The sequence below is a fragment of the Halosimplex litoreum genome (genome assembly GCF_016065055.1).
Classification (GTDB): domain Archaea; phylum Halobacteriota; class Halobacteria; order Halobacteriales; family Haloarculaceae; genus Halosimplex; species Halosimplex litoreum.
Genome location: NZ_CP065856.1, coordinates 447,105 through 473,653, shown reverse-complemented (window position 1 = coordinate 473,653; position 26,549 = coordinate 447,105). Strand labels below are relative to the sequence as shown.

The following is a 26,549-nucleotide window of genomic DNA, read 5'->3' as shown; positions in this document are numbered from 1 at the left end:
GAACGGAGAAAGGCCTTCCGGGCGTGCGAGCGTCGGTTCGCGACCGGCAGCGAGCGGACGGGTGGCAACCGGGAGCGGTGGTGCGGTGGTAGGCGTGAGAGACGGGCACAGTAGGCCGACGTTTTGCGCCCCCGGGACGGAGACAACGGGGGAAACGTTGCGTCTCTCCCCCGAATGCCCGTCAATAACGAAACGGCGGGCTCCCCTGGACGAGAACGCATGTACCGCGCACTCGCGACAGTCTGCATCGTCGCCCTGGTCGCTCTCGCCGGCTGTGGCGGCCCCGGACCGGGCGCCGGAACCGAGACGGAAGCCGTCGGTGACGACGGCGACACCTCCCCCGCTATCGGTGACGAGACCGAGACGGAGGAGGACGACGTGATGGAACCCGCGACCGAGACGGAGGAGGACGACGTGATGGAACCCGCGACCGAGACGGAGGAGGACGACGTGATGGAACCCGCGACCGAGACGGAGGAGGACGACACGATGGAGACCGAGACGGACGGAGACGACACGATGGAGACCGAGACGGACGACGGGTTCGGCGACGAGACCGATGAGGGCGGCGTCATGGGGAACGAGACCGAGACCGAGACGGACACGGGCGTCTTCGGCGACGAGACCGAGACGGACGCCGCGGGCTGACGCTTCCAGTCGAGGACCGTTCGGACTTTTTTCCCGTCATCCCAGCGCACCAGCGGCGCAGTCGGTGTAGCGAAGCCCGAGTCGCCGCTCGGGAGCGTCTCTGGCGTCCGGGTACGCGCCGCCGCAGGCGCTCTCGTCGTCGAGGTGTCGCTCGCGGACGCGCTCGGACGCCCAGAGGTAGCTCCCGACCATCGGGCTCGCGACGAGGGCGTCGCCCTCGCGTCGCGCCGTCCCGTGGCCGTGGGTGGCCCCGAGCGCGTGGCCACACTCGTGGAGGAGCAACTGCGTCGCCGCCGCGGGGATCGAGTACGGGACGACCGACGGCGTCTCCCCGGCGGGGGCCATTCGTGCGATGTAGGCCCCACCGGTCGTGGCGGCGACGCGCGGGCGAGCGTACCCGGCGGGCTGGCGCCGTGGGTCGCCGTCGGTGACGAGCAGGTTCGCGTCGCCGACGGGGTCGACCTCGGCCATCCCGACCAGCCCCTCGGCGACCGTCACGGGCCAGTCGAACCCGAGCGCCGCCTTCCCGCCCTCGTGGGCGAGCGTGACAGTCGACGGCGCCAGCTCGATCTCGACGGCGTCGAGCGCCGACCGGAGGGCCGCGCCGAGGTATCCCTGAACCCTGTCGGCGAGCGCGTCGTGCGTGGCCGCGGACTCGCTGAACCAGACGCGGACGACGACCGGGTCCGGCGGGCTCGTGACGCGGCGTCCAGCCACCCCCAGCGACAGCGCCACGCCGGCACCCCCGAGGAACGCCCGTCGGTTCACTACCGCCCGGACTCTCGCATCTCAACATAAACGTTCCTGCGCGGTAGGTGCGACTTACTTCGGCGGCGGCCAGGTCGAGCCGCCGCGGTACGGTGGCCTTACCGGATTCCCACGGGATGGCGGGGATTTTTGACATCCCACCTCGTCGTCGGCGGTATGCGCGTCGCGTTCGTCTCGATGGAGACGACTCACTATCGCGACACCGAAGGCGCCCGCCGGCTCGAACGCGTCGCACGAACCCTCGCCGCCCGCGGCCACGACGTGACCGTCTTCTGCACGCAGTTCTGGGAAGGGACCGACGAGACCGTCGAGCGCGACGGCGTCGTCTACCGCGGGGTCACCATCTCCCCGACGCTCACCTCCTTCGCCGTCCGCCTGCCCGCCCTGCTCGCTATCTCCGACCCCGATATCGTCCACGCCCGGCCCGAGCCGCCGGTGGGCGTCCTCGCCGCGAGCCTCGGCGGGACGCTGGCTCGCGTCCCACTCGTCGTCGAGTGGTTCGGCGACGAGTCGGTCGACGACTCGCGGTTCGCCGACCGCGCCGCCACGCTCCCCGACATGGTCGATACACCGTCCGAGATGGTCCGCACGCGAGTCCGCGAGCGCGGCGCGACCGCCGACACCACCCAGGTCGTCCCCGAGAGCGTCGACATGACGACGGTCAGGGAGACCGACCCCGCCGAGGAGGTCGACGTCGTCTACGCCCACCCCCTCGACGGGAGCGCCAACCTGGAGAGTTTCCTGCTCGGGCTCGCCGAACTACGCGACCGCGACTGGTCGGCGACGATCGTCGGCGACGGCCCCGAGCGCGAGGGCTACGAACGGCAGGTCCGGGACCTGCGTATCGACGACCGGGTCGAGTTCGTCGGCGCCTGCGACCGCACCGAGCGGGTGGCGTACTACAAGGGCGCCCACGCGTTCGTCCAGACGGCCTATCGGGAGTACTTCGCGACCGAGCTGCTGTGGGCGCTGGCCTGCGGCTGCGTCGGCATCGTCGAGTACCAGGCCGAGTCCAGCGCCCACGAACTCATCGAGGAGGTCGAACGCAGCTTCCGGGCGACCGACCCCGAGCAGATCGCCGACGCCATCGTCGACGCCGGCGAGTTCGACCGCCTGACCGTCGACGAGGACTACGCCGACTACGACCACGACGCCGTCCTCGAACGCTACCTCCAGACGTATCGGGATCTGCAGTCCGAGTACGGGCTGCTGTAGCTTCGGTCGCAACCGGTCCCCGGTCTACTCGTCGCCAGGCAGCGGGTGCAGGAACGTCTGGAACTCGACGGTACGGCCGTCGGGGTCGTCGGCGAAAAAGCGGTAGATCTCGTACTGCTCGTCGACTTCGGGCGGGCCCCGCGCACGGTCTTCCAGGCGTTCGTACAGCTCGTCGACGCGCTCGCGGTCGTCGTAGTAGAAGGTCACGATCCCGCAGTCGTCGGTCTCCTCGCGGCCGCAGAACCCGAGCTTCAGGTCACCGTGGCGGAGGATCGTACAGCCGTCCTGTTCGAGCCACGTCTCGGCGCCGACCCGTTCGCGGTAGAACTCGACGACGCGCGCCTCGTCTTCGGTCCGGAAGAACACGATCCCGCTCACGTCCCATCGGTCGTCGCGCCGGACCAAAACCGTTCGGGCGACGCACCCTTGACTCCCGAGTACCTATCCGAATCGATCGCAGATGATCCCACCGCTCGTCCGCCGCTGTCCCGACTGCGGGAAGACCGGACTCGCCCGCTCGTTCGAGACCGTCGAGGCCGGGGGAGACGGACTCGTCGAGTGCCCGCGCTGTGGCCACCGGTTCCGGGTCGTCGACCGGCCGACGCTGAACTGAGAGTGCGGGACACCGACCCGCCGACTCTGCTGCGTCACCCCCGCAGTCGAGCCCGGACGAACAGCCACTCGCCGCCGCCGAGTTCGTCGTCGCGGACGGCCTCCTCGGTCACGTCGAACCCTGCCGAATCGAGCAGTTCCAGGCTCCGCTCGCGGCCGTGGAAGCTCCACTGCATCGCCGCGCCGCTGTCGAGCCAGTCGTCGTTTTCGCCTTCCCACTCGCCGACGCCGGTCGTGAGTAACAGGTGACCACCGGGCCGGAGGACGCGGGCGAACTCCGCGAACGCGCGCCCGTGGTGCTCGCGCGGGACGTGGATCACCGAGTGCAGCGCCGTCACCGCGTCGACGGCGTCGTCGGCGACGGGGAGTCGCGTCAGGTCGCCGCGGGCGAGCGTCGCTGCGGGCGCCCGCTCGCGGGCCAGCGCCAGCTGTTCGTCCGAGAGGTCGACGCCGAGGGCGTCGCACTCGTCGGCGAGCGTCTCCAGCACCGCCCGCCGCCGCAGCCGGCGTCGAGGACGCGGGCGTCCTCGGGGAGGTCCGCCGCGAGCGACTCGACGAGGGTCGCCTCGTGCTCGGGGTCGCGGTCGGCGTCGTAGGCCTCGGCCACGCCGTCGTAGCCCGACATGACCGCGCTCGCCCACTCGTCGAGGTCGCGTTCGTCGCTCATTCGTCCGCCAACCGCTCGGGGTCGGCGGCGGCCTTGGCGACGCGGACGGCGGCGACGTTCTCGTGGGCGTCGTGGACCCTGATCACGTCCGCGCCGCGCTCGGCGGCCAGCGCCGTCCCGGCGACGGTCTCGTCGAGCGCGCCCTCGCGCCCGCCCTCGGTGAGTTCGAACATCGACTTGCGGGAGTGGCCGACGAGGACCGGACAGCCCAGCGCCGCGAGTTCGTCCAGCCGACCCAGGAGTTCGAAGCTCTCGGCCGCGGACTTGCCGAAGCCCAGCCCGGGATCGACGAGGATCTGCGAGCGGTCGAGTCCGGCCTTCTCGGCCAGGAGGACGCGCTCGGAGAGGTAGTCGATCACGTCGTCGACCACGTCGTCGTACTCGACCTCGGTCGACGGGTCGACCGGCGCCTCGATGCTGTGCATGACGACCACGGGCACGTCGTGCTCGGCGGCGACCAGGCGCATCTCCGGGTCTTCCAGCCCGGACACGTCGTTGAGCAGGTCCGCGCCGGCTTCGAGGGCGGCGCGGGCCACCTCGGCTTTGCGCGTGTCGATCGAGATCGTCGCGTCGAGGTCGGATATCGCTTCGATCACCGGGACAACGCGCGCCGTCTCCTCCTCGGCGGGGACGACCTCGCCGCCGGGGCGGGTCGACTCGCCGCCGATGTCGAGGATCTCGACGCCCGCGTCGACCATCCGCTCGGCGCGCTCGCGGGCCGCCTCGACGGTGTTGTACTCGCCGCCGTCGTGGAAGCTGTCGGGCGTGATGTTGAGGATGCCCATCACGGCGGTGCCGTCGGCCCACGGGTAGTCCCGTTCGGCCGCGCTCCGGTCGCTGTCGGGCGTCGGCGTCGCCGCGTTCGGTGTCGGCGAGGCGCCGAGAGTCGGTCGCAGCTCGTCGGCCAGCGGCGCGAGGTCGTCCTCACGCTCGGCGAGCGCGTCGGCGAGGCGGTCGAACTGGTCGCGAGTCCCCGTCAGGACGGCCGCGACGCGCTCCTCGTCCTGGTCGGCCAGCGCCGACAGCGCGACCTCCCCGCCCAGCGCCCGAAGCTCGGACTGCAGACGACGGGCGCGGCGTGGCCGAAGCCTGGTCCGCATGACCCTGTGGACGGCGTCGCCGGCCGCCGAAGCGGCCTCGTCGTCCGCGACGTGTGCCCGTTCGAGTGCCGCCTCGGCGTCGGCCGCCGAGTCCACGTCGAGCGGGACGGTGGGCCGGGACCAGCGAGTACGCCCCTCGGCGACGGCGTACAGCGACCCCGTGACGACGACGGCGTCGTCGGGTTCGGCGGCGTCGAGCACCCGGTCGAGCGCGCCGGCGACCGGCTCGTGTGTCGTCACGTCGGCTTCCGTCTCCGTCTCGAAGGCTCGGGCGACCACGTCGGCCGACTCGGCGCGGTCGTGGTCGGGCCGGCAGGCGACGACGCGGCCGAGGTCGGCGTCGGCGAACGCCGCGGCGATCCCGCGGTGGTCCTTGTCGGTCATCGCACCGACGACGAGGTGGGCCTCGTCGTAGTCGAAGGTCCCGAGCACCTCGGCGGTCGTCTCACAGCCGCCCGGGTTGTGCGCGCCGTCGAGGACGACCAGCGGCTCGCGGTCCATCACCTCGAACCGCCCCGGCCAGTGGGCGTTGCGGAACCCGCGCTCGACGGCCTCCGTGTCCACTTCCGCCCCCAGCCGGTCGGCCACCTGCCGGACGAGCGCCGCCGCGACGCCCGCGTTGCGCGCCTGGTGGGCGCCCAGCAGCGGGAGATACGTGTCGACGGTCCAGTCTTCGGCGCCCCCCTCGACCGTCACTGCTCCCTCCAGCCCCTCGCGACCGCCGTACTCGACGAGCACGTCCGGGTCGTCGGGGTCGTTCCACGCGGCGTCGGCCACCGTCACGACGTCGTCGACCTCCTCGCGGATAGCCGCGAGCGCGTCGCCGGTCGTCGCGGTCACGAGGGGCGCGTCCGCGGGCGCGACCCCGGACTTGTCGCGAGCGATCTCCGCCTCGGTGTCGCCGAGCAGGTCGGTGTGTTCCAGCGTCACCGCGGTGACGGCGCTGGCGATCGGGTCGACGACGCTCGTGGCGTCCAGCGTCCCGCCGATGCCGACTTCGAGGACGGCCACGTCGACGTCCCGTCGGTCGAACTCCCACAGCGCCATCGCGGTGAGCGTCTCGAAGAAGGTGGGCGAGTCGCCGTCGGTCGCCCGCTCGGTCGCGTACTCGCGAAACGACTCGACGAACGCCGTCACCGCCGACTCGGTCATCGGCCGCCCGTCGACGCGGACCCGCTCGCGCACGTCGTCGAGGTGGGGCGAAGTGTACAGCCCGACCGACAGCCCGGCCTCCCGCAGCGCCCGCTCGACCATCCGGGCGGTGCTGCCCTTGCCGTTCGACCCCGCGATCTGGACGCACGCGAGCCGCTCGTGGGGGTCGCCGAGGTGACCGAGCAGGTCCCGCGTCGGGTCCAGGCCCGGCCGCGGCGCGAACCGTCGCAGATCGAAGAGAAAGTCCGCCGCCTCGTGAAACTCCATGCCTCCCGGTTCCGGACGGGTGCGCTTTAGCCTGACGGACTGCGAAGTCTCCGCTCGTGACCGTCGACACGGTCGACACGGAACCGCCGGACGCGAGCGCGCGAACCGTCGTCTTACAGCGACCGACGCTCGACTGTCCTACAGCTCTCGTCGCTCGACTGCGGGGTCGATACCCGTCGCGTCGAGGTCCATCCGGATCCGCTCGCGCAGCGGCGTCGGCACCGTCTCGCGACCCACCGGCACCGCCGTCTCGCCGCTGCCCTCCGGCGGGACCTTCCAGTAGACCACGCAGTCGCTCGGCGCGTAGTACTCGACGCTGTAGCGGTCGCCCTCGCCCTCGTAGTGGACCCGGGCGGCCGCTCCGTCGACGCGCCACCCCTCCCGGTCGGCGAGGCCGCCGAGCGACCTCTCGGGGTCGTCGGTGGGCGCTCCCGACTCGCTCCCGCCGCCGTCACTCATCGTCGGCGTCGTCGGCCGGTCCGTCGACGAGCGGGTCGTACTCGCGGCCCTCGCCGAACTTTCGGACCAGCGCGGCGATCAGCGCGAGCGCGGCCAAACCGACCAGCGCCCCCACGTCCGAATCGGCGGTCGGCCGTCCGACGCTGTCGGGCTCCTCGCCGTCGTCGGTCTCGTCGTCCACGTCGCCGGCGGCGTCACCGGTCGCCTCGGCGTGCTCGGCGTGGCCGACCGTCTCGTCGACGGGGCGGTCGCCGAACTCCGCGCGGTCGTCGCGCTCCGAGGGCTTCGCTCGGCGGCGCGCCTCGGGCACGTCGGCGTCGGCCGCGTCGGCGGTCGGCACCGAGTCGGCCTCCTCCTCGTCGCCCCCGAACCTGTCGCCGGCGGCCGACTTCGCCCGCCCGAGCAGACGGTAGGCGGCGAACGCGACCACCGCGAGGACGACCAGCGCGGCGGCCGCCTTCAACAGCAACGGCCGGAGGTTCGCCCGCCAGCCGCCGTCCTCGTCGTCGACGTGCTCCTCGCCCGGCGACGGGACCGGCTCCGGCCCCTCCGGGCTCGGCGTGTCCCACGGGGCACCACCGGTGTCTCCGCTCGTCCCGACCGGGATCGACTCGGCGTTCGACGACCCGGAGCTGTCGGCGTCGTCGGACCCCACCGCGTCGTCGACCAGATCCGTCCCCACTGCGGTCGCGTCGTCGTCGGTCGCACCGTCGCCGGTCGACTCCTCGACCTCCCCGGTCGGTTCGTCGTCGTCCGCGGCGGGCTCGTCGCCCGGATCGCGGCCGCCGTCGGTGAGCTTCTCCAGGTCCTCGTCGGAGAGGAGTCCCTCGATGAGCCCACCGACGGGCGACTCGTCGAGGTCGATCCCCAGCAGCGTTCGTCCCATGACCGACCGTTGGGCCAGGGCCCGGAAATAACTGAGCCATCTTTCCCACGAGCGAGCGCCGATGGCGCCGACCCCCGGAAGAAACAGGATCTCGCCGAGCGGTCGCGGCGGCATGGAGTGTGTGGTGTGGGTGCGGAGGTGCGGAATAGATGCGATGGTACGGAGTGGGTGCGGTGGTGCGGAATCGGTGCGGTGGTGCGGAATCGGTGCGGTGGTGCGGAGTGGGTGCGGTGGCGCGCGCTGTCGCGGCCGCGAGTCCAATTCGGACGAGCGGCCGGGAGAGAGCCGTGCGAGGGATGAGGAGCGCAGCGCTAGCGAGCACCGCAGTCGGTTGGGGAGGCCCGTGGTGGTTGCGGTTGCTGTGCGGTCGCTGACCCCTGGCGGACTGAACGGGCGAGGCGCGGTCGGGCACGCTGCGCTGGCCACTATCCGAGCCACCGCAGCGAGCGAGGATATCCCGCACAGCGTGGCCGAGCGAGTCGAGGGCGTTCAGGGGGTGCCGTCCTCTGCGCGCACGACTCCAGGTAGCAACTCGAGGGCGTTCAGCGCGTACCATCGCGTGCAGCCGCCGCTCGACACCCTTCGACGCCGACGCAACCGAAAAGCACCGAGACGCCAGAGAGACGAACCGACCGCGAGCCGACACTGGGACCGAACGAATAAACCCGTGGAACGTGACTCGACGGACAGATGGCGTTCCGGCGATTTCTCCGGGGGACGGTCCCCTGGCCGACGCTCGAGGGGGCGGTCCGGGAGGTGATGGACCGCTACGACCTGGAGACGGCCAGGGTCGTCTTCCTCGAGGCCGACAACTGGCTGTCGACGCCCTGCGTCGTCAACGACGATCTCTTCGTCAAGGTCGTCACCGAGCAGAACTCGCTGGTCCACGCGCTGCTGACCGCGGGACGCAACCTGGGTGCCTTCTCCTCGGGGACCGAGGGCTTCTTCGAGCGCTTCGACACGCCGATCGAGATGGCCGAGCACGAACTGGAGGCCAACGAGCGGATGCGCGAGATCGGCGTCAGCGCGCCCGAACCGAAGGAGGCCTTCGAGTACGACGACGTGGCCGTGATGGTGCTGGAGTACCTCTCCGATTTCCGGGCGCTCGACGACCTCCCCCCCGAGGAGGTGCGTGACCACGCGGTCGACCTGTTCGGGAATCTCGACCGGATGCACGACAACAACCTCGCCCACGGCGACCTACAGCGGGAGAACGTCCTCGTCTCCGGCGGCGAACTCTACTTCATCGACGCGACGAAGGTCGACGAGGAGGCCATCGAGGACGCCCGCGCCTACGATACCGCCTGCGCGCTGGGCGCGCTCGAACCGCTGATCGGCGCCCGCGACGCCGTCGCCGCCGCCCTGGAAGTCCACGACCCCGACGAACTCATGGCCGCTCGGGAGTTCCTCGACTTCGTCAACATCCGCCCCGAACACGACTTCGACGGCGCCGCCGTCAAAGGCGAGATCGAGAAACACGCCGCGTAGGCGGCCGCCGTGGCGCCCGTCGACGACCCCGCCGATACAGTTATCTCGGCCGCGAGTGTCGGTACCGTATGCATTCGACGTTTCTCGCCGTGGGAACGCCGTTTCTCGTTATCGGCGTGACGTTCGCCGTCCTCGGTGACACCGCCATCGGGACGACGTTCCTCACCCTGGGGACCGTCTTTCTCGCCCTCGGTCTCGCTCTCGACGGGGACGGGGACGAGCGCGAGGGCGGGGACGACGGGTCGGAGCCACCCGTCGAACCCGACGAGCGAGTGTGACCGATCACGGCGAGACCACCGTGAGAAGCACGTACGCGGCTTACCGCGCGGCTTAAGCTGTGGGCGCACGTACTGTCTCCCATGGAGATTTTCACCGCCATCGACATCGACGCGTCGCCCGAGACGGTCTGGTCGGTCCTCACCGACTTCGACGCCTACGACGACTGGAACCCGCGGACCCGCATCACCGGACGGGCCGAGGCGGGCGAGCGCCTCGTCGTCGCGCCCGGGCCGGACGCCGAGGGGATGCCGACGTTCAGGCCGCGCGTCCTCCGAGCTGACGAGCCCACCGAACTCCGGTGGCTCGGTCACCTCTACGTCCGCGGACTGTTCGACGGCGAACACGTCTTCGCGATCGAGGAGCTGGACGACGGACGGACGCGGTTCACGCAGTCCGAGCGCTTCGGCGGCGTCCTCGTTCGCCCGCTGCTCCGGCTGTACGGTGACGACACCGAAGCGGGCTTCGAGGCCGTCAACGCTGCCCTGAAGGCGCGCGCCGAGGAGATCGACGGCCGGGCGGGTGACGGACGGCCGGAGATCCGGGTCGAGGGGGACGGACACAGCGCCGACACCGAGGTCCCCCTGAGCGGGTGAGCGGGTCCGTCAGGACTCGCTTCGGGTTCGCGCGGTCAGGTAGATGCCCCCGAGCACGACCGCGCCGCCGGCCACGGTCCAGCGCCCCGGCACCTCCGCGAGTAACAGCAGCGCCAGCACGGTACTCCCGACGGGTTCGCCCAGCAGCGAGACGCTCACGACCGAGGACTGGACGTGTTCGAGCGCCCAGTTGATGACCGTGTGGCCGAAGATCCCGGGGCCGACCGCCATCGCGAGGAAGAGGAGCCACTCCCGCCCGGCGTAGCCGACCAGCGGGTCGCCCTGTGCGACGACGACGGCGCCGAGAACGGCGGCGCAGACCGCGTAGACGACGGTGACGTACGGGACGAGCGCGACCCGCGCGCGGAGCGACCGCCCGGCGAGGACGTAGACCGCCATCGTCACCGCGCCCGCCAGGGCCAGCGCGTTGCCCGCCAGCGGGTGCGGGCCGACCGCGGTCCCCGCGAGGAACTCGCCGACCGACATGACCGTCGCGCCGCCGAGCGCGATCAGGATCCCGACGACCTTCGGGAGCGTCAGTCGCTCGTCGAGGTACAGCGCCGCGCCGACGGCGACGAACAGCGGCTGGGCCTGCACGAGCGTCACCGACGCGGCGACGCTGGTCCACTCGATAGACTGGAACCACGCCGCGAAGTGAATCGCCAGCGCCACGCCCGTCGCCCCCGCCGCCAGCGCGTCCCGCCGTCCCAGCGACCGCAGAGCCTCGCCGTGGCGGGAGGCGGCCAGCGGCGCGAGCAACCAGACCGTAAAGAGGACCCGGTAGAACGCCGCGACCGTCGGCGGCGCACCGCTCCAGCGGACCAGGATGGCGCTGGTCGACACCGCGAGGATGGCCACGACCAGCGCCGCCACCGGCGGGACACGCGCCTCCAGCCGTCGCGACAGCGTCTCGCCGGCCATTGGCGACCCTTTCGGGAGCGGTCCCTTTCGTCTTGCGGTGGGCGAAGCGGTTCGAGGTCGGTTCGAGACGAGTCGGTTAGCGGTGCGGTCGGCGCGCGCTGTCGCGAGTCTCGTCTCGCGACAGCATCGCGCGAGGGATGAGGGAGAGAGTGTAACGAACGAGCGAATCGGCTGGGGAGGTGTGTGGCCGTCTGCGGTGCTGTGCGTTCCCTGGTGGATTGAAAGGGCGAGACGCGCTCGCGTTCGCCCGGTCGCCTGAGCGAGCACTATCCGCGCGGGTCGTGCGGAGAGCGCGGATATCTCGCTGCAGCGACCGCGAGCGGGTCGAGGGCTTTCAGCGCTTGCTGTCAGTCGTGATCACTGCAACTGTTACCGAGCGGGGCAAGGGCTTTCAGCGCTCGCCGTCGATCTCGTGGGAAGCTCCCACCAGACGGAATTATTCGGCGTCTGCGGGCGTGTCGAAGTCGTGGAAGTGCTCGCCTTTCTCCTTGGTGAGGACGTTCAGCGCCGCCGCCGCACCGTCCCCCGCCGAAATCACTGCCTGCCACTCCTCGGCGCGGACCATCGCGCCGGTGGCGTAGGCGTCCGCGACCGACGTTTCCATGGTCACGTCCACGTCGACGACGTCCTCGTCGGTGAACTCGCAACCTAACTCCTCGGCCAGACCGCGGTTCGCACCCGTCGCGAGGACGAGGTAGTCCGCTGCGAGGTCGCCTTCGCCGGTGACGACGCGGAAGCCGTCGCCGTCCTGCTCGACGGTCTGGACCTCCTCGCCCTGGCGGCGGTCGACGCCGAAGCTATCGGCCTGCTCGCGCGAGTCCTCCAAGAACGCCGTTCCGTCCTCGCTCTCGATGCCGAGGTAGTTGAACAGGTGGGCCTTGTGCATCCACGTCTCGTCCGTGTCGAAGACGACGGTGTCGAGGCCGTTCTTGGCGGTGAACAGTGCGGCGCTCAGGCCGGCGGGACCGCCGCCGACGACAGCTACGTCTGTCATACGTGAACACTGTATGGGCAGCGTGAAAGTCGTTGGCCTCTCCGGAGTCGATCTCCGGGTTCACCGCGAGGAGGTGAGGCCGGCGGGTCGACACCGGGCGAACCAATCCTCGCTGCGGTCAACAGATCGCGTACGTGAGGAAGACGGTGCCGTCGTCCTCGATCCCGCCATGCGCGCCACCGTGGCACGCGTCGTTCTCGATGGTCACGCGCTCCGTCGTGTTCCGAGCGGTCAGCGTGAGCCGGAACGACTCGACGCCGTCGGGGTCGGCCGCGCTGGTGTTGTAGACGGTTCGCTCGCTCCCGGGAGAGAGTTCGTGCGCTTCCTCGTGGACCGTCCCGTTGGTCGCCACCCGGAGGACCCGTAACTGCGTGGTGACGTCACGGTTCCACCGATTCTCCAGACTGACCGTCTGTGGGCTCGGCTCGTCCAACTGGCCCTGAAAGCCGCCGGGCTCGGCCGTCGGCGTCGACGACTGACCGAACGGGGTGGCGGAGAGACAGCCGCCGACCGCACAGAGCGCCAGGAGGCCGGCGACCGCGTACCGTCGCTTCGATGACATACGAGCGGGTCGCCGCTCGGAGTGAAAGGCTTTCTGGCACGTCGGAAGCGGGCGATCGGGTCCTCCTCGACGGCGCGGCGGGGAGAACGGCCCGCTCCCCTTCGAGCAGTTCCTTCGTCGTCCGGTGGCGATAGCGGAACATCGGCTCGAAGCCGACCCACCCGAGCGGACCGAACAGGCCGCCGCCGACAGCTACGTCTGTCGTGTGGCATCGTTCGTCAACGAGGGTGAAGGTCGTTGGCTTCCCCCGGCTCGGTTCCCGGGGATCTATTTCCGGGAATCGCTCCGGAGTGGGTTCGGACGGCGACTCCCGAATCGAGCGATGGCCGCGCTACCGGGACCGTTCGGCCGCGTGGATCGACCAGCGGATCTCCACGTCCGGGTGTCGACGGTCGAGGTGTTCCTGGAGGATCGCTCCCGTTTCGAACTCGATGGCGCAGCTGTCACAGAAGTACTGATGATGCGGCCGCGGCGCGGTCTCGACGTGCAGGTTCCCGGGCGCGTCGTCGGGTCGGTGAGCGGGTCGCCCGGAGACCAGCGAGCGTATCGTCGTCGATAGCCGCTCGAACGTCAGGAATTTCGGGTGGTCGACGATCAGTTCCGAGAGCACGGCGAACGGGATGGCGATCACGACCACGACGCCGACGATCTCGGCCGAGAGTTCCGCGTCGGTCGCGATCAGAACGGCGAGCACGTCTTCGGTCACGCCGAAGACGATCCCGACGACGAAAAACTCCAGGACGCGCGTGAGTTGACCGTGGTGCATTCTCTGTGACCGTCCTGTCACGTCGTTCGGCCCGACCGTGCAAAAGTTCGCGGCCGGCGAGTCTCTGCCGCCTCACGTCGGGAACGATACCGACCGGCAAGTGCGGATACGTCGGTGAATTCGGTCGGACCGGTCGCGGGGTCGGACGGTCACTCCAGCAGTTCCTTGGTCGTCCGGTGGCGGTGGCGGAACATCGGCTCGAAGCCGACCCACCCGAGCGGACCGAACAGCCCCCCGACGACCGGAAGTTCGTACTCGACGTGGTCGTGGACGCGGGTCCCGCCGTCGACGGCCTCGAAGGAGTGGGTGTGGACCCACTTCGGAAACGGGCCCGCTCGCATCTCGTCGCGGAAGAATGCCTGGCCGTCGCCCTCTTCGCGGGCGGTGATGGCGGAGACCCAGCGCTGGCGCGGCGCGACGCCGAAGGGAGCGATCGTCGACTCGACGCTCGACCCCGCCTCCAGCACGTCCGGATCTGGCTCGCCGTCGGGACCGACCGTCGACTCGACCCGGAGGTTCATCCAGTCGGGGGTCAGCGCTTCCAGTCCCGACGCGCCGGAGTGAAACTCCCACACGTCCTCGAACGGCGCGTCGACGACGACTTCTCGCTCGTAGACCGGCATATACTCGGGTTGGGTCTCGACGCGTAAAACCGGCGTGTCCAACGAGTGTGGTACGGCGGCGCGCGGGCCGACCGTTCAGGGCCAGACGCCGCCCTGCTCGCTCGCTCGCAGCACGCGCTCGATGGCGACGACGTAGGCGGCGGTCCGGAAGTTCGGGAGGCCCCGGTCCTCGTAGGTCGAAGTCAGTCGGTCGAACGCGTCCACGATGACCGTCTCCAGTTCGTCGTCGACGCGCTCTTCGGACCAGTAGAAGCGCTGGCGATTCTGCACCCACTCGAAGTATGAGACCGTGACGCCGCCGGCGTTGGCGAGGATGTCCGGGAAGACGGCCACGTCACGCTCGGTGAGCACGTCGTCGGCGTCGGGCGTCAGCGGGCCGTTGGCGGCCTCGACGATCACGTCCGCCCGAACGTCCGCGGCGAGGTCGCCGTCGATGGCGTTCTCCAGCGCCGCCGGAACCAGGAGATCCACGTCCAGCGTCAGCAGCTCCTCGTTCGAGATGGTCTCGGGCGCGTCGTAGTCGACCACGTCGCCGGTCTCGTCCTTGCGCTCTTTGACCGCTCGCACGTCGAGGCCGTCGGGGTCGTAGGCGGCGCCCGAGGAGTCCGAGACGGCCACGACGCTGGCGCCGAGGTCCGACAGCAGCCTCGCCGCCACCGACCCCGCGTTCCCGTACCCCTGGACGGCGACCGTCGCCCCCTCGATATCCTCGTCGAGGTAGTCGAACGCCTCGCGAGCCGTCAGCATCACCGAGCGGCCGGTCGCCTCGACGCGACCCGCCGAGCCGCCGCTGTCGGGCGCCTTGCCGGTGACGACGCCCGGTTCCGTGGTGTTCTCCAGCGTCTCGTAGGTGTCTTTGATCCAGTTCATCTCCCGGCGACCCGTGTTCACGTCGGGCGCCGGGATGTCCCTGTCCTCGCCGATAATGGGACGCAACTCCGTCGCGAAGGCGCGCGTGAGCCGTTCGAGTTCGTCTTCGGAGTAGTCGTCGGGGTCGACGACGATCCCGCCCTTGCCGCCGCCGTAGGGGATGTCGACCACGGCGCACTTGTAGGCCATCCAGCCCGATAGCGCCTTGACCTCGTCGCGGGAGACCTGCGGGTGATAGCGGATGCCGCCCTTGTACGGGCCGCGGGCCCCGTTGAACTGCGAGCGATAGGCGCGAAACACCTCGATCGACCCGTCGTCCATCTCGACCGAGAGGTTCGCTTCCAGGACACGCTCGGGCCGCTCGAGCCGCTCGAGCGTCCCGGGTTCGACGTCGAGGTGGGCCCCGGCGTCCTCGACCTGCTCCCGGAGACTCTCGAAGGGGTTGATCTCCTCGGACATGCCGTTTATATGGGCTAGCGCGGCCAAAAGGATTCTGGCGACCGGCGGTGCTCACTCATCGACGCCGGCCGCCCGCGCGCGCTCCATCACTCGCCGGGCCTGCGTGACCAGCGGCGCGTCGACCATCTCGCCGTCGACCGCGAAGACGCCCCGCCCCTCCGCGTCGGCGTCGGCCTTCGCGGCCAGCACCCGCTCGGCCCACTCGATCCGGTCGGAGGCCGGCGTGAACGTCTCGTTGATCGGGCCGACCTGCGAGGGGTGGATCGCCAGCTTGCCGTCGTAGCCGAGTTCGAGCGCGAACTGCGTCTCCGCGCGGAGACCCCCCTCGTCCTCGAAGTCGGTGTGGAGCGTGTCGACGGCGTCGATCCCCGCCGCGGCCGCCGCGAGGACGACGTGTTCGCGCGCGTGCAGCACCTCCGTCCCCTCCGCAGTCCGGGTCGCCCCGATGTCGGCCGCAAGATCCTCGGCGCCGAATATCAGCGCGTCGGTCGCGTCGGCAGCGGCGATCTCCTCGGCGTGCAGGACGCCCGCGGCAGTCTCGACGAGCGCGAGGATCGGGAGGTCGGCGTCGCGCTCGGCAGCCAGACCCGCCAGGTCGGCCACGTCGTCGGCCGACTCGGCCTTCGGGAGGACGAGCGCGTCGAGTCCGGACCGGGCGTCGTCGTCCAGCACCGCGTCGAGGTCGTCGGCCGCGCCCCGCCCCGGCTGCCGGACGCGCACGCACACCTCGCAGTCGGCGTCGAGGTCCGCGAGCACCTCCCGCACGGACGCGCCGGCCTCGGCTTTCCGTCCCGGTGCGACCGCGTCCTCGAGGTCGAAGACGACGGTATCGGCGCCGGTCGTCGGTGCCGTCCGCAGCAGTTCGGGCCGATCCCCCGGGGAGAACAGGACGCTCCGGCGTACCATACCCCCGACTCGGAGCGGCGAACGCTTGAATCCACGGCCGAGCGGGGCGGCACCGGAAAAGAGGTCGAAGACCGAACTCAGACGGCCTTCTCGGCCTCGGACTGGACGAGGTAGGCGCGGTCGTCGGTGTAGCCTTCGAGCACGTCGAGCGCGCGCCGGGTGCCGATCTGATTGAGGGCCCAGGCGGCGCTGGCTCGCACTTCGTTCGCCTCGTCGCCGTCGAGCACGTCGGCGAGCGGTTCGACGGCGCGGGTGTCGCCGAGCAGGCCCAGCGAGCGAGCGGCCGCCGAGCGGATCTCGTAGTTGTCGGCGTCGAGGCGCTGGGCGACCGGCTCGACCGACGTCTCGCTGCCGATCTCGCCGAGTGCGCGCAGGGTGACCTTCTGGAGAGCGGCGTCGCCGTCGCCGTCGATGAAGTCGTGGAGCGTCTCCGTCGCGTCGTCGTTACCGATCTTCCCGAGAATCTGGACGGGGCGCACGTTGCGCTTCTGTGCGCGCTGGTGGACCGCGTCGTAGGCCTCCTCCGGCCCCATCCGCCAGAGCGCGTCGAGGACGTTCTCCTCCATGAAATCGGAGTCGAACGTCTCCAGGGCCTTCACGATGGGTTCGACCTCGCCGAGTTCCTCGTAGACCTTCACCGCGTTCCACTCGGCCGGGAAGTCCTTGCGGTTCTCCGATTCGAGCACGTCGTAGAAGCCCTCGGCGTCGAGCTGCTCGCGGACGGTCAGGTCGTCCCACTCCTCGGCGGCCTCCAGGTCGTCCTGCAGCGTCTCGGCCGCTTCGAGGAGCGCGGCGATCGTCTCCTCGTCCTCGTCGGGGTCGAGCGCGCTGCCCTCGACGACCTGTGCGGCCTGGTCGACGGCGTCGGCCAGCTCGTCGGGATCGTCGCTCTCGGCCGACAGCTCGGTGTCGAGTTCGTCGCTCACGCTGTCGAGATACGACTCGACGGCGGCGACCACGTCGGGCCGGCCGTCCTCCGTCCAGCGGGTGTCGGTGATCGTCGACTGGGCCTCCTCGAGGACGGCGACCACGTCGTCTGCGTAGGGACCGCGCTGGTCCTCGAGCTGGTCGCGCAGGTCGGCGACGCGGTCTTCCAGTTCCGCGGCCGGGTCCTCGGCGTCTTCGTCGTCTTCGTCGGGCTCGGGCAGGTCCGCGGCGTCCAGATCTGACTCGATCTCGTTCAGGTCCGCCTCGACGTCGTCGAGGTCGGCCTCGGTCTCCGCGGCGTCGAGGGCCTCCTCGGCGTCGTCGAGGCGCTGGTCGAGCGTGTCGGCCGACAGCGCCGTCTCTTCGGCCTCGTCGGCCGCTTCGTCGTCCCCGTTGCTCATACCCCGAAATGCGACTGTCCGGGCCAAAGGCGTTTCCATTCGGCGACTCGGAGCCCCGGTCGCTCGTTCGCGTGCGGCCTCGGTCAGCGACCCTCGAACTCCCCGGCCAACTCAGAGAGCCGTTCGACCCGCTTCTCGGGGTCGGGGTGAGTCTCCATCAGCTTCACGACCCGCGATTTCGCGTCGGCAGGGACGATGAACAGCGCGTTCAGCTCGGCGTGGTCGCGAAGGTCTCGCTCGGGCGTCGCGGCCATCTCGGCGGTGATCGTCTCGATGGCGCTGGCCATCGCCGCGGGCTTGCCGGTGACGACGGCGGCGCCCCGGTCGGCGGCGTACTCGCGGTGGCGGGAGATCGCTCGCGAGACGAGGTAGCCGCCGAGCCACGCGACCGCCGAGACGGCGACGAACGCCCACAGCCAGGGCATCCCGCCGTCGCCACCGCCACCGTCGCCGCCCCCGTCGCCGAACCACCAGAAGTTCCGCACCACCATCGCGGCGACGGTCACGAGGAACGTGACCACGGACATGACCAGCGCGTCGCGGTGTTTGACGTGGGCGATCTCGTGAGCGAGCACCGCGTCGAGTTCGTCGCCCTGGAGGGTGTCGAGCAGTCCCTCGGTGACCGCGACGACGGCGTCGTCACGGCCCTTCGCGGTCGCGAATGCGTTGGGCTGGGTCTGTGGCGAGACCGCCACGTCGGGTTTCGGCACGCCGGCCTGGCTGGAGAGTCGGTTCACGCGCGCGTGCAAATCGGGGTATTCGGCTCGCGAGACCCGATCGGCGCCGAGTGCCCGGAGCGCGGCGTCGGGCGCGTACCTGTACTGGAGGGCGACGAGCACGCCCGCGACGCCGACGACGAGGAACAGGCCCGTGCTCCCGAGGGCGTCGGTCGCCCACCACACGGCGACGCCGACGAACGCGGCGTAGAGGGCGGCCATCCCGGCCATCGCCGCGAGCATGCGAACCCGGAGGGACCAGTCGGGCTTTGGCTGCATACTCGGACGTACGGGCCGTTTCCCCAAAGACGTTACTCCGGTAACGGTTCACTCGATATCGAGCCCTCTATTTGCCCGGAGTCCCGAGGTCGAGATATGGACAGACGGGCGTTCCTCGGGAGCCTGGGCGGCGTCGCAGTCGCGGTCGGGCTGGCCGGTTGCGGGCAGACTAGCGGCGACACCGGGAACTACGACGTGGGGATGACCACGCGGAAGTTCGACCCGGCTCGGATCGAGGTGCCGCCCGGGACTACCGTCCGCTGGAAGAACACCAGTTCGCACGCCCACACCGTCACAGCCTACGAGGACGAGATCCCCGACGAGGCCGCGTTCTGGTCGACCGGCGATTTCGACTCCCAGGCCGCCGCCGAGGACGGCTGGCTGGGCGGCAACGAGGGGGCGATCTACGAGGACCAGACCTACGAACACACCTTCGAAACCGTCGGCACGCACGCCTACTTCTGTATCCCACACGAGGCCAGCGGGATGGTCGGAAACGTCGTCGTCAGCGAGGACGCGGCCACCGACGGAACGGACGCGGCCACCGACGCGTAGCTGACGGGTCCGGTCGGCGAAAGAAATCGAGCGTCGAACGCGAACCGTCTCAGTCGGCGGACCCGTCGGGCTACGCGGCTCGCCCTTCGGGCTCACCGCTCCGCCGCGAGGCCTCGCTCGCTGCGTTCACTCGGCCTCGCCGTCCACGGCGACCTCGTCTTCCTCGACGTCGACGGAGGTCTCCTCCTCGGCGGCGACTTCCTCGGGACGGGCCTCGAGGGTCAGCTTCTGGGTCTCCACGCGGCGCAGCGGGTAGATCGTCTTGGCCTCGTTGTAGATCGCCGAGGAGAGCCGGCCCTCGACGATACTGTCGACGAGTTCCGCGTAGGTGCGCTCGCGGGCGTTCTCCTCGACGATATCGATCATCTGGCGGCGGATGGCCTTCTCCTGGCTCTCGTCGGCGCTCTTGGTGGTGAGCGCGACGGGCTGGATCTGGACGCGGTAGTCGTCCTCGGTCAGCACCGTGATGTAGGCCTCGATCTTCGAGGAGCCGCGGCGGACGAGCGAGCGGAGGTAGTCCCGCGTCAGCTCGTGTTTGATGAACTCGGTGTACGCCGAGTCCGACGCGACCTCGTTGACCTTGAACGTCAGCTTGGTGTTGTTCTCGCTGGCCTCGTTGCGCAGGTCGCCCAGCGTGGTCTCGATGGTGCGGCCGAGCACCTTGTCCGGTTCGTCCGCGACGGTCTCACCCAGCTCCTCCCGGTCGAACTGCTCGGGCGCTATCAGGGTGTACCACCGCTTCTCTTGCTTGCGTCGTGAAACTGATCGTTCGCTCATGTGTTGGTGTCTGTGTCTGGTGTGTCGTTCGTCGTGTCTGTGCCGTCCGTCGTCCGCGTCGCGTCGTCCGTCTCGTGGTCCGCACCGCCGAGTCGGTCCGCGACCCGGCAGTTGACCACGTAGTCGTCGACCGTCGACCGCAGACCGCTCGTCCCCTCGCGGGTGACCGTCGTCACGACCGCCTCGCCCTCGACTCGCGTCGCCATCTCCGCGGTGTCGTCCGGGGCGAGCGCGGCCGCAACGCGTTCGGCGGCCTCGTCTGCGCCGTGGGTCGTCCTGATCGTCGCCCGCCTCATAGCGCCTCCCTGAACGCGGTGATGAACGCGCCCGTCTCGACGTCGAAGCGGGCGCGGCCGGTCGTCCCGGTCGCGGCCGCAGTCCCGTCGACGCCCTCGGCGGCCGTCGACAGGACCGATTCGAGGGCCCGGTCGTCGGCGCGGGCCGCCGCCGCGCCGTCGGTGACCGCGAGGGTCACCGGCTCGGGCGAGCGGTAGGCGTGGACGAGCCGCGCCAGCGTGGCGACCGGCGCGGCGTCCGTCTCCGCGCGGGCGACGAACAGCCCGTCGTACCGGCCGGTCGTCGCGTCGGCGACCGCGTCGTGAGCGCGCCGGGCGTGGGCGCGCCACGCGTCGAGCGCGGCCTCGGCCACGTCGTGACCGAGCGCGAGCGCGACGCCGGTGCCGGGTCGCTCCCTGGCGACGGCGTCGAGCACGTCGGCGTAGCCACCGACCGTCTCGAAGGGGCCGCCGTCGAAGGGGCGCAGCGCCCGCTCGACGGCGTGACCGCCCCGCGACGGCACGGAGTCGTCGCCGACGGTCCGCAGCGCGACCAGCGAGGCGACGCGTCGCCGCGCCGTCTCGTCGAGGATCGTCGCGTCGACGACGAGGCCGGAGCCGTCGGCCGGTCCGTCGACGTCGAAGCCCGCGTCGTCCAGCGCCGCGGCAGCCGCCTCGGGATCGCCCGAGAACGGGCCGCGAACCAGCGTCGAGTGGGCGAGCCCGTCGATTAGGTCGGCCGTCGGGACTGCCACGCCGGGTCGGCGTTCGAGCCCCGCGGCCTCGGCGGCCTCGGCGACCGCACCGGCCGCGGCGCGCCCGTCGGCGACGCAGCCGGCGAGCGCGAGCGCGACGTCGGGTCCGGTGTCGAGTTCGCGCGCGACGACGAAGGCCGTCTCGCTGGCCGGCTCCGCGGCGCCGGCTACCGAGCAGTCTGCGACGGGGTCCGTTCGCCCGACGGCGACGGTCAGGTCGGCGTCGGTCGACCGCTCGGTGTCGGCGGGAAGGTCTGCGACCGAGACCTGGAACGGCCGGTCGCGGTCGGAGAGCGCCCGCGCGAGGACGCCGCTGGCGGCCAGCGCGTCGCCGGTCGCGGCACCGACGAGGCGGACGAAGTCGGCCTCGCGGAGCCGGTCGGCGATCTCGCCGGCGGCGGGGGCGTCCTCGGAGCGGGCGGTGGCGGACATCTATTCGAGGAGTTCGGCGACTTCGTCTGCGCTGTAGGTGAACTCCTCGTCGAGCTCGTCGCCGCGGTAGTAGTCGACCAGGCGGCGGATCTTCGATTCGGTGTTCTGGAGCGCGCGCTTGTTCTGGTGGTCGGTCGGGTTCTCGTCCATGTGCTCGTGCAGGCGGACGGCCCGCTCGAAGAGGTTACGCAGGTCCTCGGGCAGCTCGGGGTCGGCGTCGTTCTCTTCTAAGATCTCGGTGACCTTCTTGCCGGTCGCGAGGGAGACGTCCGGGACCGGGGTCCCGTTGACGCCCTCGTCGCGCAGCTTCAGGCCGATCTGGCTGGGGCTGTGGCCCTGCTCGGCCAGCTCGACGACGCGCTCTTCGATCGCCGATTCGTCTACGTCGCTCCACTCCGGGGGTTCGTCTGCCGCCGGCTTGTCCGAACTGGACGAGCCGCGACGGCGGGTGTGCATTCGTGCCATTGGTAGATTGGAACGCGACGAGCCGCTGTCGGGCGGTCTCTCGATCGCCTCGTGCGTGTGTGCGCCGCGCGCTCCGCGAGTGCGAAGCGGCGTTCGGCGCGAACACGGCCGCAATCCCGAGCTGTGCAAGCGCACAGCGAGTCAGATTTGCGGTCGTGCGTTCCCACCGGAGAGTTCCGCTTGCGACACTAAACGGTTTCCATCGGCCCCGACCGACTCTCCGGAAGCACCGAGCCGGAATCACGAACACGGCTGGATCGCAGTTCGATACGGGAGAATCGGGGGGTTCGCCGACTCGACCCCTGCGAGACGGTTCGGCCGATTCGCCCCCCCAGTTTTCAAATATGATATCTGGGTCCGCGCGCTTATTGAGCGCGGAACGGAACCGTACACAGATGCCGACGAGTCACGACGGTAGGGGCGTGAGTAGCGTACTGGGGATTACGCTGCTGTTCGCGATCGTTATCGGGGGAACGGCAGTCGTCGTCACGGTCGGTGCGGCGGGACTGGACGATACGCGCCAGCAACTGGACACGAACCGGGCGGAGAAGGCACTGACACAGTTCGACTCGCGGAGCGCGATGGTCGCGTTGGGCGGTACCAGTTCACAGGGGATCGAACTGGCGACCGAGCGGGAGTCGGGGTACTACGTCGACGACGACCGCGGGTGGATGAACGTATCCGTCACGAACCAGTCCACCGGAACCACTCGGACGGTCGCCAACGTGACTATGGGTGCGGTGTCGTACGAGGGCGACCGGACGACGATCGCTTACCAGGGCGGGGGTGTCTGGAAACGGACGGACGGTGGCGTATCGATGGTTTCGCCTCCCGAGTTCCACTTCCGCCAGCAGACGCTGACGCTCCCGATCATCCGCGTCAACAGCTCCCGGACCCTCGGATCGGGCGCCAGAGTGACCAAAGACGGTCCGCCGTCGATCAGGTACCCGAACACGACCGGGAGCAACGACTTCGTCAACCCGTTGGACCAGGGGCGGGTCAACGTCACCGTCCACAGTGATTTCTACCAGGCCTGGGGGCGCTACTTCGAGCAACGCACCGACGGGACCGTCTACTACGACCACCCCAACGAGACCGCGCGAACCGAACTGGTGGTCCCGTTCGACGAGGAGTTCGACGATCTCCTGGCCACGAGCAACGCCGCGGGGATCAAAAGCAGCGGTCGGTCCGACCCCGAACCACACGAGACCGGCGTGACCTTCCCGTCGGCGGACTCGAAGATCGAAGACCGGATCGAGGAATGCGAGACGGGGGGTTGTGACACTACGACCGACTTCGACGATATCGACACCGCGGGGACGTACTACTCCGACACCGGGTTCAGCGGGGCACTGGACGTAGATACGTCGGAAGGGAACGTCACCGTCGTCGTCGACGGAACGTTCGCACCGAGTTCCGTCTCCGTCACCGGCGACAACGCGACCACCGTCCTCGTCAGGAACGACTTCACGATCGGGTCCGACCTCAACGGCGGTGGCGATCCGAGCGCGTTCCGTGTCGTCGTCCACTCCGACGGCGACATGCACGTCACCGGGAACCGGGCGTTCACGGGCTTCATCTACGCACCGGACTCGCACTGCCACCTCAGCGGCAAGGGGTACTTCGAGGGCGGCGCGAACTGCGAGAGCATCCACATCAGCGGCAAGCCCAACGATTTCCACTACGACGAGTCGATCGAGGATATCGACCTCGACCTGACCGGCGACGTGACCAAGCTCACGTACCTCCACGTGACGGTCAACTCGATCAACGTCACGAGCCGGTAGTCGAGTCTCGCGATCCGCCCCCGGCTGGCGCCTCACCGCTCGAAGTCGACCGCGATCCGGTGTTCGACGACGTAGAGATCGCGCGGGTCGACGGTGACCTCGCACTCGACCGTCTCGGGACCGGTCGTCGAGCAGTCCATCGCTGGGTGATCGTCGAGCATCCGCTCCCAGAGGTCGCGTCGGGGGGACGTCACGTTGATCCAGATATCGTCGTACGCGCTCGTGTCGTCCTCTGCAGCGACGACGCGTTGGTTGCTATTGGTCCGCACCAGTACCGTCGAGCTCTCGATCAGCTGCACCCCGTCGGTCGCCGACCCCGTGTTGACGACCTGGACCATCGTCCGGTCCGCGCTGACGACCGGCGACCACGGCTGCACGACCGTTCCCCCCTGCCGTTCGGCGCGGAAGATCGCTCCCATCACGTACACGAGCTCCGTGCCTCCATCGTCGTAGACGATCGGTCGGACGTTGAACGTCCGGGTCGTCAAGAACGACTCGTCCGGCGGGCCGGTCGGGTCGCGGACCTCGATCTGGATCGGGTCGGCGAGCGTGAGCGACGCGTCCGACAGACTGATCTCGGTCGCGCGACTCGGTGCGCCCCGCTCGGTGATGTCCGCCACGTTGTCGGAGAGGACCTCCATCGCAAGCTCTGCGTTGTCCGTCTGCTGGGCGTCGCGTGCGTCCTCCAGCGAGGCCAGTCCCGCCAGGGACACGATCGCGACGACCGCCGCGACCAGCGAGAACACCAGCACGAACCCGATCAGGTCGCTGACTCCCCGTCGGTCGGACCCACGACCGACTGCTCCAGCCGGCTTGCTGCGGTCTTCGGTCCCCCGAACGACGGTCGCTGGTGGTCGACGCCGCGTCATCCGCGCACCTCCAGATGCTCCGCTACCGGGTCGTAGACCACCCGAATCCGTCCGCCACCGACGGTATCGGGATCGAGGGGCGTCTCCGTCTCCAGTCGGACGGAGACCGTGATATCCGGGTCCTGGGCGGTGAGGTTGAGCCACTCTCCGGTGGCCGTATCGTCGACCGCGATCGTGTAGCTCGCTCCGGCGACCGTCTCTGGGAGCGACGCGTTCAGCGATAGCGACTCGGTGTCGCTGGCCCGAACCAGCCGGTCGGCCGCGTCGACTTCGCCGGCCAACTGCTCCCCGACGACGCCCAGCTCCGTCCGGACGACTTCCTCACGCTGGTGTGTGACGAAATCTCCCGCCGCGACGAGGAGACCGGTGATGACGAGCGACGCCACCGCGAGCGAGAGTGTGTAGTCCAGCGCGGTGGACTGGCCCCGCAGGCCGCCGAAACCGACGCTACGCTTTTGCCCGCCACTGGCGCCCCTCGATGCGCGACGCTCGCGACTGCGACGCCGCGGCGGCGGATCACCCACCGGTCTCACCCGGGGCGACCCGGATCGTCGTCCGATAGCGCAGTTCCGGCGTCCGGTAGGTCAGGTCGACCGTCATCGCGTAGAGCACCTCCTCGGTCGGGACGCCCGCGGCGACCGCCGTCGGCTCCACGTCGGCGATCATCGTGTAATCTCCATCGGCGACCGACCCGTTCCGTATCTTCAGGGCGTAACTCCCGCCCACGTCGCCGAGGGTCAGCGCCGCACACTCGTCGCCGTCGACCGTTCCATCGGAGACGTCGATCGTCACGTCGCTGGCAGCCGTCGTCGCGCAGGTCGTGTACGTCCCGGAGTCGTTGACGCCGACCTCCCACAGGCTGCCGTCGTAGGAGACGTTGAGATACCAGTCGTCGGCGTCGCCGGCGACGACCCACAGCTCGTCGTCCGAGTCGCCCAGCCAGTTCTCCACGTCGAGTCGGAACGACCGGGTGCCGCTCACGCCGCTCGCCACGGTCCAGTCACCGGTCCCTCCGGGACTCTCGAACACGGTGTTCGTCTCCGTCACGTTCGTCCCCGCCGGCGGCGTCGGCACGACCGCCACGTCGACGAGTTGGCCGCCCGCCGCCTGCTGGGTTCGAGTCACGTTGTGGTAGGCGTCCATCGCCTGCGTGACGTTCCGTCTGAGCCCCTCGTGGTCGCTGGCGTTGACCTCGTGGGCGTAGCGGAACGCCTCCTCGGCGGCCTTCGTCGTCGTGCGCTCGAACACGTGGGCATCGGCAGTCCCCGCGGACTCGCTGCGAGTCGCCAGGTTCTCCGTGTAGATCGCCGCGTTCATGACCAGCGCCAGCGCGACGAACACGACCGCCAGCGCGAACGCCCCGACGAGGATTATCTGCCCGCGGCCGCGACCGGAGCGACCGGTCGCGTGTCCGTCTTCGTCCCGCGCTCGCTCGCCGGCGTTCAGATCCGCCACACGACCACCTCCACGCGGACGACGTTGTACACCGCGCCGTCCGACGCCGGCGGTGCGAACAGCGTCGACTCGTCGGCGACAGTCGTCGCCGTCGGATCCCCGTCTCGGTCGCGTATTCGGTCGTTCTCGAACAGCACCAGCGACCACGTCGCCTGGACGGCGTTGTCGCTCGGACGCCCCTGGTAGACGAAGCGCCGGCTGTCGCGCGTACCGTCGGCGTCCTGGTACTGCAGGCGAACGTTGTACGCGATGCCGTTACGATCGAACGACCGTTCGAGCAGCTCACCGAAGCGGTTCGGCGGAGCCGACGCGAAGTAGCCCCGATCGGTCGTGGCGTAGAATTCCTCGCTCGTCGCGTTCCACGACAGCACCGCCCGCTCCAGCGCGCCAGTCTCCGCCGCCGACGCGAGCACGCCCCGCGCCGTCGCCTCCTGCTGGTTCTCGATGTGCTGGCTGGACGTGCTCGCCGACAGCGGCGTCACCGCCGTCATCTCCAGCGCGAACACCACCGCCGACAGCAGTATCAGGCTCGCTACCACTCCTTCGAGCGTGTGGGCCTGTCCGCGCGCGTCGGCGGACACCGCGTCCGTCCGCCCCGGGTCGCCGCCGTCGCCCGGCGGT

At 70.0% G+C, this 26,549-nt stretch carries 32 protein-coding genes and 1 pseudogene; 8 read left to right on the top strand and 25 right to left on the bottom strand.

All coding sequences use genetic code 11. From position 1 onward, the window contains the following. The first annotated feature begins 219 nt into the window (after positions 1-219). Positions 220-648 (top strand): hypothetical protein, encoded by a 429-nt coding sequence (locus I7X12_RS02360; RefSeq protein WP_198062287.1) that lies wholly within the window; start codon positions 220-222, stop codon positions 646-648. 36 nt (positions 649-684) lie between these two features. On the opposite strand, the gene I7X12_RS02355 is transcribed toward I7X12_RS02360, so the two are convergent. Beyond that, complete coding sequence (locus I7X12_RS02355; protein ID WP_198062286.1) at positions 685-1,416, bottom strand: hypothetical protein; 732 nt, start codon at positions 1,414-1,416, stop codon at positions 685-687. Between the two features lie 156 nt (positions 1,417-1,572). On the opposite strand from I7X12_RS02355, the gene I7X12_RS02350 reads away from it, so the two are divergent. Further along, entirely contained in the window at positions 1,573-2,631 is a 1,059-nt protein-coding gene (locus I7X12_RS02350) for a glycosyltransferase (RefSeq protein WP_198062285.1), read from the top strand. A 24-nt stretch (positions 2,632-2,655) separates the two neighbouring features. Here I7X12_RS02350 and I7X12_RS02345 read toward each other — a convergent pair whose 3' ends face one another. Further along, positions 2,656-3,009 carry a VOC family protein gene (locus I7X12_RS02345; protein ID WP_198062284.1) on the bottom strand — a complete coding sequence of 118 codons (354 nt, stop codon included), beginning with the start codon at positions 3,007-3,009 and terminating at the stop codon, positions 2,656-2,658. 82 nt (positions 3,010-3,091) lie between these two features. Here I7X12_RS02345 and I7X12_RS02340 point away from each other — a divergent pair, with 82 nt between their 5' ends. Then, complete coding sequence (locus I7X12_RS02340) at positions 3,092-3,244, top strand: hypothetical protein (RefSeq protein ID WP_198062283.1); 153 nt, start codon at positions 3,092-3,094, stop codon at positions 3,242-3,244. Positions 3,245-3,278: 34 nt separating this feature from the next. Here the strand turns inward: I7X12_RS02340 and I7X12_RS02335 are convergent, their stop codons facing one another. The 5 genes from I7X12_RS02335 to I7X12_RS02320 form a co-directional block, all read right to left on the bottom strand. Beyond that, positions 3,279-3,731, bottom strand: coding sequence for a class I SAM-dependent methyltransferase (locus I7X12_RS02335; RefSeq protein WP_232342985.1), 453 nt, complete (start codon positions 3,729-3,731; stop codon positions 3,279-3,281). Then, positions 3,617-3,910, bottom strand: a complete 294-nt coding sequence (locus tag I7X12_RS20525; protein WP_232342984.1) for a class I SAM-dependent methyltransferase — start codon at positions 3,908-3,910, stop codon at positions 3,617-3,619. The genes I7X12_RS02335 and I7X12_RS20525 overlap by 115 nt, the downstream gene beginning before the upstream one ends. Continuing rightward, positions 3,907-6,429 carry a dihydropteroate synthase gene (gene folP / locus I7X12_RS02330; RefSeq protein ID WP_198062282.1) on the bottom strand — a complete coding sequence of 841 codons (2,523 nt, stop codon included), beginning with the start codon at positions 6,427-6,429 and terminating at the stop codon, positions 3,907-3,909. The genes I7X12_RS20525 and folP overlap by 4 nt, the downstream gene beginning before the upstream one ends. Before the next feature lie 138 nt (positions 6,430-6,567). Beyond that, positions 6,568-6,888, bottom strand: a complete 321-nt coding sequence (locus I7X12_RS02325) for a DUF7538 family protein (RefSeq protein WP_198062281.1) — start codon at positions 6,886-6,888, stop codon at positions 6,568-6,570. Next, positions 6,881-7,774, bottom strand: coding sequence for a hypothetical protein (locus tag I7X12_RS02320; RefSeq protein ID WP_198062280.1), 894 nt, complete (start codon positions 7,772-7,774; stop codon positions 6,881-6,883). The genes I7X12_RS02325 and I7X12_RS02320 overlap by 8 nt, the downstream gene beginning before the upstream one ends. Before the next feature lie 690 nt (positions 7,775-8,464). Between I7X12_RS02320 and I7X12_RS02315 the strand changes: the two genes are divergently transcribed. The 3 genes from I7X12_RS02315 to I7X12_RS02305 all read left to right on the top strand — a co-directional run bounded on the left by I7X12_RS02315 (position 8,465) and on the right by I7X12_RS02305 (position 10,134). Beyond that, entirely contained in the window at positions 8,465-9,262 is a 798-nt protein-coding gene (locus tag I7X12_RS02315; RefSeq protein ID WP_198062279.1) for an RIO1 family regulatory kinase/ATPase domain-containing protein, read from the top strand. Between the two features lie 68 nt (positions 9,263-9,330). Further along, complete coding sequence (locus I7X12_RS02310; RefSeq protein ID WP_198062278.1) at positions 9,331-9,540, top strand: hypothetical protein; 210 nt, start codon at positions 9,331-9,333, stop codon at positions 9,538-9,540. A gap of 81 nt (positions 9,541-9,621) precedes the next feature. Next, the gene (locus I7X12_RS02305; protein ID WP_198062277.1) at positions 9,622-10,134 is read left to right on the top strand and encodes an SRPBCC domain-containing protein; all 513 of its coding nucleotides are present in this window, start codon (positions 9,622-9,624) and stop codon (positions 10,132-10,134) included. 9 nt (positions 10,135-10,143) lie between these two features. Here I7X12_RS02305 and I7X12_RS02300 read toward each other — a convergent pair whose 3' ends face one another. The 10 genes and pseudogenes from I7X12_RS02300 to I7X12_RS02260 all read right to left on the bottom strand — a co-directional run bounded on the left by I7X12_RS02300 (position 10,144) and on the right by I7X12_RS02260 (position 18,558). After that, positions 10,144-11,055, bottom strand: coding sequence for a DMT family transporter (locus I7X12_RS02300; protein ID WP_198062276.1), 912 nt, complete (start codon positions 11,053-11,055; stop codon positions 10,144-10,146). Positions 11,056-11,491: 436 nt separating this feature from the next. Next, entirely contained in the window at positions 11,492-12,049 is a 558-nt protein-coding gene (locus I7X12_RS02295; protein ID WP_198062275.1) for an NAD(P)/FAD-dependent oxidoreductase, read from the bottom strand. A 118-nt stretch (positions 12,050-12,167) separates the two neighbouring features. Then, a complete protein-coding gene (locus tag I7X12_RS02290; RefSeq protein WP_198062274.1) occupies positions 12,168-12,611 on the bottom strand; it encodes a hypothetical protein in 444 nt (147 codons plus the stop codon). 97 nt (positions 12,612-12,708) lie between these two features. Further along, positions 12,709-12,795 (bottom strand): annotated as a pseudogene (locus I7X12_RS20825) (SRPBCC family protein); the annotation flags it as partial. A gap of 147 nt (positions 12,796-12,942) precedes the next feature. Then, positions 12,943-13,377 carry a hypothetical protein gene (locus tag I7X12_RS02285; RefSeq protein ID WP_198062273.1) on the bottom strand — a complete coding sequence of 145 codons (435 nt, stop codon included), beginning with the start codon at positions 13,375-13,377 and terminating at the stop codon, positions 12,943-12,945. 149 nt (positions 13,378-13,526) lie between these two features. Beyond that, positions 13,527-14,000 carry an SRPBCC family protein gene (locus I7X12_RS02280; RefSeq protein ID WP_198062272.1) on the bottom strand — a complete coding sequence of 158 codons (474 nt, stop codon included), beginning with the start codon at positions 13,998-14,000 and terminating at the stop codon, positions 13,527-13,529. Between the two features lie 75 nt (positions 14,001-14,075). After that, complete coding sequence (locus tag I7X12_RS02275; protein WP_198062271.1) at positions 14,076-15,329, bottom strand: Glu/Leu/Phe/Val family dehydrogenase; 1,254 nt, start codon at positions 15,327-15,329, stop codon at positions 14,076-14,078. Between the two features lie 51 nt (positions 15,330-15,380). Further along, entirely contained in the window at positions 15,381-16,235 is an 855-nt protein-coding gene (locus I7X12_RS02270) for an HpcH/HpaI aldolase/citrate lyase family protein (RefSeq protein ID WP_198062270.1), read from the bottom strand. A gap of 77 nt (positions 16,236-16,312) precedes the next feature. After that, a complete protein-coding gene (locus tag I7X12_RS02265) occupies positions 16,313-17,563 on the bottom strand; it encodes a HEAT repeat domain-containing protein (protein WP_198062269.1) in 1,251 nt (416 codons plus the stop codon). A gap of 83 nt (positions 17,564-17,646) precedes the next feature. Then, positions 17,647-18,558: a M48 family metalloprotease gene (locus I7X12_RS02260; protein WP_198062268.1), complete on the bottom strand. Its 912-nt coding sequence runs from the start codon at positions 18,556-18,558 to the stop codon at positions 17,647-17,649. A 96-nt stretch (positions 18,559-18,654) separates the two neighbouring features. On the opposite strand from I7X12_RS02260, the gene I7X12_RS02255 reads away from it, so the two are divergent. Then, on the top strand, positions 18,655-19,113 hold the full coding sequence (locus tag I7X12_RS02255; RefSeq protein ID WP_198062267.1) for a plastocyanin/azurin family copper-binding protein: 459 nt from the start codon (positions 18,655-18,657) through the stop codon (positions 19,111-19,113). A 126-nt stretch (positions 19,114-19,239) separates the two neighbouring features. Here the strand turns inward: I7X12_RS02255 and I7X12_RS02250 are convergent, their stop codons facing one another. The 4 genes from I7X12_RS02250 to I7X12_RS02235 are packed head-to-tail and all read right to left on the bottom strand — an operon-like array spanning position 19,240 to position 21,817. Then, complete coding sequence (locus I7X12_RS02250; protein ID WP_198062266.1) at positions 19,240-19,890, bottom strand: 30S ribosomal protein S3ae; 651 nt, start codon at positions 19,888-19,890, stop codon at positions 19,240-19,242. Then, the gene (locus I7X12_RS02245) at positions 19,887-20,186 is read right to left on the bottom strand and encodes a KEOPS complex subunit Pcc1 (RefSeq protein WP_198062265.1); all 300 of its coding nucleotides are present in this window, start codon (positions 20,184-20,186) and stop codon (positions 19,887-19,889) included. The genes I7X12_RS02250 and I7X12_RS02245 overlap by 4 nt, the downstream gene beginning before the upstream one ends. Beyond that, a complete protein-coding gene (locus tag I7X12_RS02240) occupies positions 20,183-21,352 on the bottom strand; it encodes a hypothetical protein (RefSeq protein WP_198062264.1) in 1,170 nt (389 codons plus the stop codon). The genes I7X12_RS02245 and I7X12_RS02240 overlap by 4 nt, the downstream gene beginning before the upstream one ends. Beyond that, a complete protein-coding gene (locus I7X12_RS02235) occupies positions 21,353-21,817 on the bottom strand; it encodes a 30S ribosomal protein S15 (protein WP_198062263.1) in 465 nt (154 codons plus the stop codon). Between the two features lie 422 nt (positions 21,818-22,239). Here I7X12_RS02235 and I7X12_RS02230 point away from each other — a divergent pair, with 422 nt between their 5' ends. Beyond that, a complete protein-coding gene (locus I7X12_RS02230) occupies positions 22,240-23,604 on the top strand; it encodes a DUF7289 family protein (protein WP_198062262.1) in 1,365 nt (454 codons plus the stop codon). 32 nt (positions 23,605-23,636) lie between these two features. On the opposite strand, the gene I7X12_RS02225 is transcribed toward I7X12_RS02230, so the two are convergent. From I7X12_RS02225 to I7X12_RS02210, 4 genes are read right to left on the bottom strand one after another with little or no spacing between them, the layout of a single operon-like run. Then, positions 23,637-24,473, bottom strand: a complete 837-nt coding sequence (locus tag I7X12_RS02225) for a DUF7289 family protein (RefSeq protein WP_198062261.1) — start codon at positions 24,471-24,473, stop codon at positions 23,637-23,639. Further along, positions 24,470-24,997 carry a DUF7266 family protein gene (locus I7X12_RS02220; RefSeq protein ID WP_198062260.1) on the bottom strand — a complete coding sequence of 176 codons (528 nt, stop codon included), beginning with the start codon at positions 24,995-24,997 and terminating at the stop codon, positions 24,470-24,472. The genes I7X12_RS02225 and I7X12_RS02220 overlap by 4 nt, the downstream gene beginning before the upstream one ends. After that, positions 24,990-25,928, bottom strand: a complete 939-nt coding sequence (locus tag I7X12_RS02215; RefSeq protein ID WP_198062259.1) for a DUF7261 family protein — start codon at positions 25,926-25,928, stop codon at positions 24,990-24,992. Before I7X12_RS02215 ends, I7X12_RS02220 begins: the two co-directional genes overlap by 8 nt. Further along, on the bottom strand, positions 25,916-26,509 hold the full coding sequence (locus I7X12_RS02210) for a DUF7288 family protein (RefSeq protein ID WP_198063765.1): 594 nt from the start codon (positions 26,507-26,509) through the stop codon (positions 25,916-25,918). The genes I7X12_RS02215 and I7X12_RS02210 overlap by 13 nt, the downstream gene beginning before the upstream one ends. Positions 26,510-26,549 lie beyond the last annotated feature (40 nt).